Annotated in this window: 11 protein-coding genes and 1 pseudogene; 6 read left to right on the top strand and 6 right to left on the bottom strand. The window is 49.7% G+C overall.

The features are described from left to right. Positions 1–122: 122 nt before the first annotated feature. Positions 123–827 (bottom strand): SDR family oxidoreductase, encoded by a 705-nt coding sequence (locus HFD92_RS20550; RefSeq protein ID WP_046102127.1) that lies wholly within the window; start codon positions 825–827, stop codon positions 123–125. A 102-nt stretch (positions 828–929) separates the two neighbouring features. Here HFD92_RS20550 and HFD92_RS20545 point away from each other — a divergent pair, with 102 nt between their 5' ends. The 3 genes from HFD92_RS20545 to HFD92_RS20535 all read left to right on the top strand — a co-directional run bounded on the left by HFD92_RS20545 (position 930) and on the right by HFD92_RS20535 (position 3222). After that, positions 930–1805 carry a LysR substrate-binding domain-containing protein gene (locus tag HFD92_RS20545; RefSeq protein ID WP_167429616.1) on the top strand — a complete coding sequence of 292 codons (876 nt, stop codon included), beginning with the start codon at positions 930–932 and terminating at the stop codon, positions 1803–1805. 170 nt (positions 1806–1975) lie between these two features. Further along, on the top strand, positions 1976–2791 hold the full coding sequence (locus HFD92_RS20540) for a hypothetical protein (RefSeq protein WP_009089456.1): 816 nt from the start codon (positions 1976–1978) through the stop codon (positions 2789–2791). 122 nt (positions 2792–2913) lie between these two features. Beyond that, complete coding sequence (locus HFD92_RS20535; protein ID WP_167429626.1) at positions 2914–3222, top strand: chorismate mutase; 309 nt, start codon at positions 2914–2916, stop codon at positions 3220–3222. A 126-nt stretch (positions 3223–3348) separates the two neighbouring features. On the opposite strand, the gene HFD92_RS20530 is transcribed toward HFD92_RS20535, so the two are convergent. Continuing rightward, a complete protein-coding gene (locus HFD92_RS20530) occupies positions 3349–3639 on the bottom strand; it encodes a Bor family protein (RefSeq protein WP_009089453.1) in 291 nt (96 codons plus the stop codon). A 382-nt stretch (positions 3640–4021) separates the two neighbouring features. On the opposite strand from HFD92_RS20530, the gene HFD92_RS20525 reads away from it, so the two are divergent. Beyond that, positions 4022–4762 (top strand): SDR family oxidoreductase, encoded by a 741-nt coding sequence (locus tag HFD92_RS20525; protein WP_058957644.1) that lies wholly within the window; start codon positions 4022–4024, stop codon positions 4760–4762. A 464-nt stretch (positions 4763–5226) separates the two neighbouring features. Here the strand turns inward: HFD92_RS20525 and HFD92_RS21935 are convergent, their stop codons facing one another. Then, on the bottom strand, positions 5227–5412 hold the full coding sequence (locus HFD92_RS21935) for a hypothetical protein (protein WP_370525244.1): 186 nt from the start codon (positions 5410–5412) through the stop codon (positions 5227–5229). 486 nt (positions 5413–5898) lie between these two features. On the opposite strand from HFD92_RS21935, the gene HFD92_RS20515 reads away from it, so the two are divergent. After that, positions 5899–6429: a DUF2778 domain-containing protein gene (locus HFD92_RS20515; RefSeq protein WP_167429615.1), complete on the top strand. Its 531-nt coding sequence runs from the start codon at positions 5899–5901 to the stop codon at positions 6427–6429. Next, positions 6407–6679, top strand: coding sequence for a hypothetical protein (locus tag HFD92_RS20510; RefSeq protein ID WP_058957642.1), 273 nt, complete (start codon positions 6407–6409; stop codon positions 6677–6679). Before HFD92_RS20515 ends, HFD92_RS20510 begins: the two co-directional genes overlap by 23 nt. A gap of 430 nt (positions 6680–7109) precedes the next feature. Here HFD92_RS20510 and HFD92_RS20505 read toward each other — a convergent pair whose 3' ends face one another. The 3 genes and pseudogenes from HFD92_RS20505 to HFD92_RS20500 form a co-directional block, all read right to left on the bottom strand. Next, positions 7110–8711: a methyl-accepting chemotaxis protein gene (locus tag HFD92_RS20505; RefSeq protein ID WP_167429614.1), complete on the bottom strand. Its 1602-nt coding sequence runs from the start codon at positions 8709–8711 to the stop codon at positions 7110–7112. 124 nt (positions 8712–8835) lie between these two features. Beyond that, positions 8836–9001, bottom strand: a pseudogene (locus tag HFD92_RS21840) (DNA (cytosine-5-)-methyltransferase); the annotation flags it as partial. 469 nt (positions 9002–9470) lie between these two features. Continuing rightward, complete coding sequence (locus HFD92_RS20500; protein ID WP_167429613.1) at positions 9471–11030, bottom strand: methyl-accepting chemotaxis protein; 1560 nt, start codon at positions 11028–11030, stop codon at positions 9471–9473. Positions 11031–11507: the final 477 nt, after the last annotated feature.

The raw sequence follows: 11507 nt of genomic DNA, 5'->3' as shown, positions 1-11507 counted from the left end.
CCTCACGGGTTACGGAGTGGGAACGCAGTGAAAAATCACTGCGGGATGGCGTTACCTTGACGGCTTCAGATGACAGCAGCGTGACGGCGGGGTGAAGGTGCGGTGAACGTGGGAATGGCGTGTCAGACGCTGCGGGTCAGTCCCCCATCAATCCGGATATTCTGGCCGGTGATGTAGGCGGCACCTTCGGACAGCAGAAAGGCGATCGTGGCGGCCACCTCTTCAGCCTTGCCGTAGCGTTTCATCGGCACGCTCTGGCGGCGTTCGTCGGTGGCGGGCAGCGAGTCAATCCAGCCGGGCAGCACGTTGTTCATCCGGACGTTGTCCGCGGCATAGCGGTCGGCAAAGAGTCTGGTGAAGCTGGCGAGACCGGCGCGAAACACGGCGGAGGTCGGGAACATCTCTGTCGGCTCAAAGGTCCACGCCGAAGAGATATTGACGATGGCCCCGCCGCCCTGGGCTGCCATGATTGGCGCCACCAGACGCGCCATGCGCACAGCGCTGAGGAAATAGACCTCCATGCCTGTCTGCCACGCGTCATCCGTCAGATCGGGAATGTCGGCTCGTGGGCCATGACCCGCCGAGTTGACCAGGCCGTCAATCCGTCCCCAGCGCTGCATGACCTGCTCTACCAGCTGCTGCACATCCGCCTGTGACTGATTGGAACCCGTCACACCGATCCCCCCCAGCTGCCGCGCCAGCGCCTCGCCCTTACCGGAAGAGGATAAGATTGCGACGCGGTATCCCTCATCCGCCAGCCTGCACGCGGCGGCTGCGCCCATGCCCGATCCACCAGCCGTAATGATGGCGACTTTTTCTGCGGTCATCTTTTGCTCCTTTTGCTGTGAAAAACGCATCTTCGCAGGAAAGCGGTGTATTATCGCGCGATAAATAAACCTCCGAGCATGTAGAAAAACTACAGGATAACTATGCCACTCTCACGTCGCGGTCTGCCCTCACTGAATGCCCTGCGGGCGTTTGAAGCCGCTGGCCGGAAGCTGAGTTTCCGGGCGGCGGCGGCGGAGCTGGGCGTCACGCAGGGGGCGGTTGCGCAGCAGATTCGCGCACTGGAAGATCATCTGGGCATCCGCCTGTTCAACCGGCTTGCGCGCGGGCTTGCGCTGACGCCGCAGGGGGCAGCCTGGCTTGCTGACGTGACGCGCGCGTTTGATATGCTGGTCGAATCAACGGACCGATTGCTGGCGCGCCCGGATGTGGTGACGATCAGCGTGACGCCGACCGTCGCCGCCAGACTGCTGATCCCCCGGCTGGGCCAGCTTCAGGCAGACCTTCCTGACATTGAGTTGCGCACCGTCGCCACCGAGGCCCTGTCCGATTTTTCCCGTGATCAGGTAGATATCGCGGTGCGGCTGTCTCGAACCGCCCTGCCCGCGACTCTGGAGAGCGCGCTGCTGTTTCGTCAGCATCTGATCGCCGTTGCCAGCCCACATCTTCTGGAGGGGCTCTGCCTGCCGCTGACAGCCCGTCAGATCGCGTCGCTTCCGCTATTGCATGACGCGCATGACGGCTGGCCACGCTTCCTGCAGCAGGAGGGAAAGCTGCCCGGCGCCCGCTTTAACCAGACCACCCTTGCACTGGATGCCGCGATGGCCGGACAGGGCGTGGCGCTGACGAGCCGGGCTTTTGTGCATGCCGATATCAAAGCGGGTCGGCTGGTTGTGGTGGCTGACGCGGGCGATAGCGCAGGTGACTATTATCTGGTGCGCAAACGCACGGATCTGCCTGGCAGGGCTGCGCAGGCGGTGTGGGAATGGTGCCTGGATCATCTCGGCGAATGTCCCTGAACCGCACATCGCCATTTAAACGCGTTAACCTTCTGATTATCCGTTGATCACCGATAATCACTGACTGAACAGATGAAATCTGCTTCCCTCTTCTGTCCGTTAAGCGTCAAGTTTTCTTATGAACACCCGATATTATTATCAGGCTTCTTTCACACAACATGGAGAGAGTAATGATTAGCTCAATCGATAACGGGTTTAAAGAGAGTGACGTTTTCAGCAAGCAGGAGAGTATGCCTAAAACTATTCCGCTTGCCCGGGAGACGGTAAACAGGCTGATTGCAGATGCCCCTTCTTCGACCACACAGCTCAGCAAGGAGGCAATAGATAAAAACCTGAAAGAAGTGATTCAGATACGCAACAGCACTATCGAAAAAAACAGCAGCACGACGAACGGCATTACCAACGATATCGACACCTGGTTTTCCGCTTTACAGTCCCACTCCTCTCTTTCTGAAACCGATATGTCCGGACTGATTTCCGATGCCCTGCACTCCTATACCGGCTCCGGTAACTCCACAACGCTTTCAATGGATCTGGCCGTCACCCAGGGCATGTTAAATAAACTGGTTGAGCGATTTGTTCCTGCGGATCAGCAGGCTGAGAGTTACCGCGAAGTGGAAAAATTTGTGTCAGATAAGGCCTCTGCACAGGATGCTGTCCTGCAGGATCTGACCCAGCGCTCACTGGATATCGCCCGCCAGTACGGCGACACGGCAGGCGTCACGCAGTTTGAGCAACAGCTGGATAGCATCAGTCACGGTGAGCATGCCACGCAGAAAGAACGGGATGCCATGCTCAGCATCACTGACACCACAGCGAGCAGCGCCGGCTGGTTATCCGCCTTCACGCAGCTGGTGCACAACAGCGGTGATAATGATTTTTTCAAACGCATCAGCTATGACCATATTTCACAGCTGGCAACCCGGATCGAGCAGTTCAATAACAAGGCAAACCATTTTGACGCGGGCTTCTCGCTGACGCAATAACGTGGCCTGAGCCGGGTAACGAGGGGTAAGCCTGACGGGCTTACCTTTTCCCGTTGCCGCTGGTTTTCAGCCAACACATGCTGTATCTTTTCGAACTATCGTACTAGTTCACAGGTGCAGAAATAATGTTCGCCACACTTGAAGAGGTCAGAAAAGAGATTGATCGGATCGATGTTCAGCTGGTGAGCATGATTGCTCAGCGTGCTGAATGTGTGAAAGCTGCGGCAACGTTCAAAGTCGATCACGCCGCAGTGCGCGCGCCAGACCGGGTGCAGCAGGTCATTGATAAAGTCTGCCGACTCGCGGCGGAGAAAGGGCTTCCTGAGGTCATTATTGCGAAGGTGTACAGGAGCATGATTGAGGCGTTCATCGAGTATGAACTTGCGCACCATGCGCAGATCGGCGACAACCTACCTGACCCGGTGAATTAATCCCTGCGTGCGTGTCATTACCGGGACAGAGGCTGTCTGATGGGGCGAACATGGCGACAGCTATCAGCAGCTTGATCGTTTAATGACGGGCGCAGAATGAGGCCGGCGAACCGGCCTCAGGCATGATCAGATGGCGCAATAAACGCGCGCTTCACGTGGCGTGTAGATACCAAACGTCACCACGCTCAGTAAGCCATTAACAAACGTCTGCTGCACTTCAACCCGACTGACTTTTTCCTGGCCGCCGCACACCTGCGCCGCATCAATGCTCTTACGCTGACCGATACCTGAAACAAAGAACGGCTGGCTGGTGGTTTTCGTCGCCGCGCCAACCTGATTCTGTTTCATTACGAAAGTCTGCTGCGCACAGCCGGTTAAACTCAGAGCCAACAGCGCCGCAACACAAAGCTTGTTCATAAATATCCTTATCGTTTGAAATGTACAAATAAATGCTGAGTGAAATCATCACTCAGCCAGCCATCAGGTTATCGACAGCGAAAACGAAAACATTAGAAATATTTTTGAATGAGGACTGTGCTTCTCGCTCGCCGCAGTGACATGCTCCCTGTAAATGAATACAAGCCTATGCAAGCAAATTATCTAAGTGTAATAACAGCCACAGATGTGCTCTTTTCGCTTATAACGGACACTGGCTTGTTCATAAGTCCCTTCGTGCCAGAAGCGGGCGTCCACGCAGCAATCCTGTCATTCCCATGGTTACGTAATGAAACAGATGACTGATAGTGTTTTTATTACGTAAGGTAAATGCTGATTCCGCAGCTAAATAAAGGAAGTAAGCATGGGTAGATTTCAGGGTAAACGTATACTGATCACGGGCGGCACCAGTGGCATCGGGCTGGCAGGCGCTCAGCGTATTGTTACTGAAGGTGGCCACGTAGCCATTACAGGGCTTAATGAAGAAAGGCTTGAACGTGCACGCGGCTTACTTCCTGCGACATCGCTTATTCTGAAAAGTGATGCTGCAAGCGAAGCTGACATAAACGGACTGGGGGAAGCTATCAGAGGCTGGGGTTCACTTGATGGATTATGGCTTAATGCTGGCTTTGCAGAGGTAGGCTCTCCGGAATCTGTCACTGCAGACTCTTTCAATCATATGATGAATGCTAATGTGCGCGGTCCGATGCTACAGCTGGCCGCGCTTTCCAAATCGCTTAATTCTGGCGCATCCGTTCTGGTAACGTCATCCTCATCGGCATATGAAGGTGCGGCAATGACGAGCCTGTATGCAGCGACGAAAGGTGCCGTTATTGCCATGGTCAAAAGTTGGGCATCTGCGCTGGCTGAACGCGGTATTCGCGCCAACACGTTGGTGCCGGGTCCGATTGAAACTAACTTCAGGCATTTTATGCCAGAGACGTCGCGTCAGCAGTTCGAAGAGTTTGTGTTAAGCCAGGTTCCTTTGGGCCGCGCAGGAACAGCAGAAGAGGCCGCTGCAGTTGCGCTTTTTCTGCTATCCGATGACGCATCCTACGTTACTGGCGGCCAGTATTCTGTAGATGGCGGGCTGATTCATTACTGATTGTTAGCGGGTTTCAGGAAATTAGTTGAAATCAACCGAATAATGTCCGCTTTTTGCCCATAGAGGACATTGGCCTGCACAATGTCCGCTTTGTGCCAAAAGCGGACATTGAGATATGCTAATTATGATTCGCAGGTCAACTGAAAGATACAACTTGTACATCTACAAACAGCATAAAATATTAATAGAAAAAACTGAGTAAGTAATCGAACCTTTACGCATTTATTAATGCCACTAAGCTTTAATTATTATGGAAATAACTTTGAAATTAACTTACGCCATAAAGAGCTTTTCTTTACAGTGTCAGCCTATAAACTAGCCCAGGATGGATTTCTCAAATCACTCGGTAATAAATATTTGCGATCGTCATCATCGACAACGAAAGCATCGAGCTTGCTCGCTATCTGCAACATTTTACAATACAGGGCCTCACAGGGCTGCTTAGTGTAAATCCGCCCATCACACTATTCAAGCCAGGGTTGATCATGTGGCTGATGTACATTCCATGTAGCAAAGAAATCACCATTCTTTTTATCTATTGATAATTCTTCATCACTATCAACAAGTTGAAGCCATTCTTCACTCTTAATTGGCTCATTTGCACTATCAAACCAATTTTCTGTTCTTACGATATGAAGTTCCCAGCCCATGAACACCTCCATTTTTTATGAATATTACCGTTATTAGAAATGTTTAAGCTAAAGCCTAAGATTTATGTTGTGAGTATGCACCAAACAATACGAGGTCAGCCAACTTTAATGTTCAGATATACTTGTAGTCAAAAAAGATTACTCGGACAGAGCGACAGTGACCTTCCCCGCTTTGATTTAGTCATTAAGAATCTAGTCATTCAACATCAGTTGTAAGAGTTACGGCTAACGTCCGCTTCTCGCTCATAACGGACACTAGCCTGCCGAATTCCGCGTTGTGCCAGAAGTGGACGTGAGTATTTGTGTTCAGGATTGCGTCGAGGCGCCCTGACGGAGCGCGGCAAGCAGTCTTATGATAAATAACGCTGTCTGGCTTGCAAAAGAGCTCTGGCTGTCAAGCGCCAGCCTGCCCGTTAACTTCTCCAGGGTGGAGTGATGACATTGCCCGGTTCACTGGCTTGCCTTATAACCTACAGGGAGCGTTTAATGCAGTTAATGAGAATGAGCTACGACGATCTGACTAAGGGCGGTGGCGAGGCAAAGCTGCACGTTTACGGCATAGGTACCTTTCCGGTCTTTTCCGGCCAAAAGCCCTATACCAATGATCCAAATTGTACCTACAGGCCTAAAAGTGCCATTCCGGTCGGGCGCTACTGGATTGTTCCGCGTCCTGAAGGCAGTATCGCTAACCAGATCAGAGGATGGGCCGTCGACACCTGGAACAGCTCAAATCATTCAGAATGGTTTGCGCTGTTTAATTCGGAAACGATGAGTGATTCCATCTTCATCAATGGCGTTGCCCGCGGCGGTTTCCGCCTGCATCCTCTTCGTCCAGACGGCTCCGGAGAAAGTGAAGGGTGTATCACCTTCGTACGGCGTACTGATTTCTATACGGTAAGACAGGCGCTGCTCCGGAGAAAAAAAATTCACGTGCCGGGTTCGCGAAACAGCCTGATGGCATACGGCTATGTTGACGTTCAGGGAGAAAGTAACTTTGCAAACTGCAAAATTCGCTAGAAAAGCAGCGGTTTTTTTCGTCTGCTTTATTGTGGCCTTTATGGTTTCGCGTTACGGGATGCCACTCTATCCGCTGACGGCGTGGCTCGTTGAGCATTCTCACCAAATTTTCAGCAGTTATCAGGATGACGTATACGAAGCCGGTACGGATCCGGTTACGTTCTTTTCCCTTGTGACCGTTATCGCGTTTTACGCTTTAGCCATATATTGGTTAGTAAAAATGGCAATTAAAAAAGTAAAACGTGGGTAGGCTGGTTTCAGTAAAAAACGGAGGTTTTATACTGCCCTGTACTTCTGTCTGAAAATCAACGCCAAAAAGGGTTCGCGAGCGGGTTGTTATATTTATTATGGCAGAACGTCCCTGCTGCTATCATTTTGACGTCTGCTTCGCGCTCACAACAGCCCCTCACTGATTAATTGTGCCAAATCAACAAAACCTGTCAGCTAAAGTCTGAGCTGATGCACCTCCATACGAGTATCAACACGGTCAATATGCGACGCTTACTAATAAATAGCCTGTGGAAGCGAAAGCATTTTGACTGGTCAGGCGTGATGCGACTGCCCTGAGTAAATGCTGGAACCCGGTCTGCAGTGATACAATGCAACGTTATCTGTTGCGGCCCCCATTAAGATCTTAACTGATAAGTATCACGTCATTCACGAGCTTATTATCTCTGCACTTAAGCTGCATCGACGCGGAATTGCTGTGCCCGCTGCGCGAGGCGACCAGAGAGTTCACGCAATTGCGTAGCAGAATTGACCTGATGGGCGTTGAGTGCTTCGTTTTGCTGCAGCTGGTTGCTCATCTCCACCACTTCTTGCGCAATTTTACTGACGCGATGACTTTGCGCGATGCTATTTTGCTGTAACTCATCCAACTGTGTTACTACACCCGAAACCGCGCCACTGATTTGCGTGAACAGCACTTCCAGCGCCTTAACTTTGTCAAAACCATCATTCACATGCTGCTGAGTGTGCTGAATTAAACCATCAATCTGACGTGTTGATTCACCACTCTTTTGCGACAGCAGTCCCATCTCTTTGGCGACAACGGAGAAACTGCGGCCGTACGTTCCGGCGTGAGCGGATTCAATGGCGGCATTTAACGACAGTAATCGGGTTTGCATTGACAGACTATCCAGCATGGCGACAATCCCGGCGATGTCGCCCGAGGCAGCAACGATCTGTTGCATTTTAAGTTCCATATTGTCGACTTCCGTGACGCAATTGCGCATCAGAGCATCAGCTGACTGCGCCTCCTGTGTGGCCTGCTGCGAGAGCTGTGCACCAATTTCGACTTCTTCAGACACGCGGTATAAACGCTGTGATAGATAGTGAAAGCTGGCATTCTGCGCCTGATGTTGCTGCATGAACTGTTCGTTATGCTGCTGCATATCTTCTGCACCGGCCGCCACGCTGACTGCAACATTATTAATGTCACTGACAATCTGCTGCAGACCGAAGCGCATCGATTCGATCGACTGAAACAGCTGGCGCGTCTCTAAACACTGGCGACCCGGCGTCTCATGGTTCGGTACCAGGTCGCCTGTTGCAATCTGTTCCAGCTGTCGGTTGGCTCGTCGAAGCGGCAATAGCACGCCGCGCATCAGCAGGCTGGAGGCCAGCACCAGTAGCGCCATCAAAATGGCACTGACGAACAGCGACATATTGCGGCTCTGCTTCAGTGTACTGAGGGTAAGTTGATTCACGCTGCTCAACTGATGGTTGGCCTGTTCAAGCTCGCTGAACCAGGCATCGTTAAACTGCTGCTGGAATGCCTGCATCGGCACAATGAAAAAGGCATTAATGTCATTGGCCGCTAACTCTTTCAACTGCTCTTGCAAACCTTCCGCTAACATCGCGAAGTCCTGAGCCAGGGGGCTGTCCGCTTTAGCATGGTAGGCGGTGAACAGCGATTGGGCTTTTGTTAACGAATCCCTGGAGGCGGCCGCCAGACTTTTCCAGCTATCGACCGAGCCGCTTTGCTGATCCTGCATTAAATAGATACCGGCGCGGTGGCTGTTATCACTGGCGGTGAGCAACTCGATACGTGCTTTATCCAGCAGGGCCAACCTTTCCCGCAGTTGATTGCCTTGCTCAAGTGAAATTTGCGTCTGATTAACGTGATTACTGAGCAGCAGTACGCCCGCGAACTGCAGTAAACAAAACAGCACGATAAACAGCAAAAACTGGCTGCGAAGGCTGGTGAGCCAAAGCGGCATACGCCAGGTAAGACGCGTGCGTAAACGTCGCGGTAACGAGATTACAGAAAGGAGTGACATCTAATGATTCCAAAAAAATAAAAAAGAGTATTGGGAGTGGGCATGACAATTTGGTGACAGCGGACGCAATTCAGCGCAAAACAGCATAATGCGCGGCCTTAAAAAAAATTATGGCCCTGTGGCGCTAAGTTTTTTGGCTAAGATGTTGTTCGATGAGCGGAAAAAGTAGCTGCTCCACAGCAATAAAAACCGGAACCACCATGGCGTTTCCAAACTGCCCTTACGCCTGAGTATCCGAGACCGGAATACGGAAATGGGCTTTGTTCCGGAGCCTCAAATCCCATCAATCCGCTGGCTGAACATTCGGCCAGCGCGGCGGCTTCCCTTGAGGAACAAGCTGTCCTTCTGCGTCAGGCCGTTGCAATCTTTAAAGCTGGCAGGTCTGACGAAAAACTTACTGAAGTTGTAACCCCTGTAAAAGCTGGAAAAAAGACGAGCGTGATGACCGGAAGTAACTCATAGCGGCCGTCGCGGCGCAACGGTCTGTCCACGACAGAAGCGGACGTTTCCAACATTGCATTTACTAATCCGCGTAGAACAGATCTTACCGCGTAATAATGCAAACATGCCGGGATCATCTGGGACGTCTTTTCAGGATACGGACAGAGAAAGATGCCGGAAACGGCCGTCAGGCAGCAAACAGGCGCTGAGCAGTCTTAATGTAAATGTCACTATTGACGTAAAGGAAGGATATTCAAAACTTGTTTTCAGCATTTGAATATCCCGCCATCTGATTTATTCGTTAAGCGACATATCGAATTAGCCGGTTTTAAATGAATCAACCACGCGATTCAGATTCACGGTTTCACTCTCAACAAGCATTACTGCTGATGAGGTCTCTTCAGCCAGTGCAGAGTTTTTTTGGGTAACAGTGTCAAGTTCAGAAATAGCAATGTTGATTTGCTCAAGCCCCTTGCTTTGTTCATCCGTAGCGGTTCTGATGTTATGCATTACATCATGTATCTCCAGTATCGCATCATAAACGCCTGAAATTGAATCCTGAGCGACATCAGATAGCTTTGCACCTTCTTCAATTTCCATTACTGAATCACTAATAAGATCGCTGATTTCCTTCGCTGACGATGAGCTTTTTTGCGCAAGATTCCTGACCTCTCCGGCTACGACAGCGAATCCTTTTCCGTGCTCGCCCGCCCTGGCTGCCTCAACGGCCGCATTCAGTGCCAGGATATTGGTCTGAAAAGCGATGCTTTCAATAATGCCGGTAATATCGTTAATTTTTGACGATTTTTCCTGCATGGTTTTCAACCTGTCTGACAGTGACAGGACTACGGATTTACCCTGTTCAGACTTTGTTCTGGTGTCGTTAATCAGTTCAGATACATCAGCAGAGTTTTGCGCGTTATTTTTAACCGCCACAGTCATTTCCTCCATACTGGATGCTGTCTGAACAATAGACGCTGCCTGCTGTTCCGTGCGGGCTGAAAGTTCATTGTTGCCGGAACTCACCTCACTGATACCCTTGACAATATTCAGTGACCCCTCTTTTATCTCGGTAATTACCCTGATAAGGCCTGACTGCATCTCACTGAGTTTAAAGAATAATCCCCCTATTTCAGTTTTGCGAGGGAATTCTGTTTTAACCTCACTGGTAAGGTCGCCTGACTGAATACGTTCCAGTTGCGCATAAACCTGTGACAGGGGTTGGATAAGCACGTTTTTAAACACCCTGATAAGTCCGAACATAAATATGAGATTGAAAATTATCATTCCATAGAAAAACACAGTCACCTTAGAGTAAGTCTCGCTGCTTTTTTCGGAAATATGGACGCTGATATCTGCCACCCTGCTTCGCCATGCATCATAATCGCTTTGCATTTTATCCTTATAGGGGCCGGCATTAATCGAGAACATAAGATTTGCATCCTTCTTATAGCCATTACTTAACGACTGCTGCAAAATGGCCGAATATGCCTGAAAGCTTTTCTGGAGAGATTTTTGTATATCTTCTGGTACTCCCCTGATATCAGCCAGTTGCTGATAGCTGGAAAAATCTTTTCTTGCCTGACTAAGGATCTTTTCTCCATGGGCAATAAAATAATTTACTTTTTCACTGCCCGGACCATCTTTGATCAACCACAGAGCAATCCGGTTAGTGTCTGCTCTCACCTCGTTTAACTGTGTCCAGATGTCGCTCAAAAGCCGTACTTTTTTACTCACAACGTCAGCGTTTCTGAAATTATCTCTGTCAGACTTTAAATAGTTGAGAAATACTAATCCTACGCAAAGCTGAATAACGATGATGAATATGCCACTGGTGATAAGTACTCTTGAAAGTTTAAATTTTCTGATGGCCGACATTTTAATCTCCCTCTAAAAGATAAAATTTCTATCGGCAGAGTTACCGGTAACATTAGCTTTTTCTGATGATATGAATGCGCTATTAATTTGAGAAAATGCTGATAAAACAACCAAATTACTTTATTGTTATCTTTAGATTAAATTTGTTGCATTCTTGTCAAAAACAAATGCAAAGGTATCTGCCGTGAAGGCAGGATAAAATTTTGGAGATTTGTTTTTTTACAGTAACCCAACCTCTGAATAATGAAAAATGCTTTAAAATGTAACTAAGATGTGTATTTAAATATCTAGATGTAAGCAGGCGTTTACTCTGGGTGGTTTCTGGCAAATTAATAAAATGTATATGACTGACTTCGTTCGAAAGGCTCAGGAAACACTGCCAGAATCTGCTCCTCGCTCATAGCAGACACTACCCTGCCTACAGCACCTGGTCTGTGGCTACGCTTTTTAACACCCTTACAAACGTCCGGTATCCAC

The sequence above is a fragment of the Pantoea sp. EKM101V genome, from assembly GCF_011800325.1.
GTDB classification, from domain to species: domain Bacteria; phylum Pseudomonadota; class Gammaproteobacteria; order Enterobacterales; family Enterobacteriaceae; genus Pantoea; species Pantoea anthophila.
The sequence above is the reverse complement of the archived record's forward strand: the minus strand, read 5'-3'. Positions and strand labels throughout refer to the sequence as shown.

What these genes read in the sequence shown, in the direction of transcription:
- HFD92_RS20550 (WP_046102127.1), bottom strand. Translation starts at nt 827, where the DNA reads ATGACCGCAGAAAAAGTCGCCATCATTACGGCTGGTGGATCGGGCATG.
- HFD92_RS20545 (WP_167429616.1), top strand. Translation starts at nt 930, where the DNA reads ATGCCACTCTCACGTCGCGGTCTGCCCTCACTGAATGCCCTGCGGGCG.
- HFD92_RS20540 (WP_009089456.1), top strand. Translation starts at nt 1,976, where the DNA reads ATGATTAGCTCAATCGATAACGGGTTTAAAGAGAGTGACGTTTTCAGC.
- HFD92_RS20530 (WP_009089453.1), bottom strand. Translation starts at nt 3,639, where the DNA reads ATGAACAAGCTTTGTGTTGCGGCGCTGTTGGCTCTGAGTTTAACCGGC.
- HFD92_RS20525 (WP_058957644.1), top strand. Translation starts at nt 4,022, where the DNA reads ATGGGTAGATTTCAGGGTAAACGTATACTGATCACGGGCGGCACCAGT.
- HFD92_RS21935 (WP_370525244.1), bottom strand. Translation starts at nt 5,412, where the DNA reads ATGGGCTGGGAACTTCATATCGTAAGAACAGAAAATTGGTTTGATAGT.
- HFD92_RS20515 (WP_167429615.1), top strand. Translation starts at nt 5,899, where the DNA reads ATGCAGTTAATGAGAATGAGCTACGACGATCTGACTAAGGGCGGTGGC.
- HFD92_RS20505 (WP_167429614.1), bottom strand. Translation starts at nt 8,711, where the DNA reads ATGTCACTCCTTTCTGTAATCTCGTTACCGCGACGTTTACGCACGCGT.
- HFD92_RS20500 (WP_167429613.1), bottom strand. Translation starts at nt 11,030, where the DNA reads ATGTCGGCCATCAGAAAATTTAAACTTTCAAGAGTACTTATCACCAGT.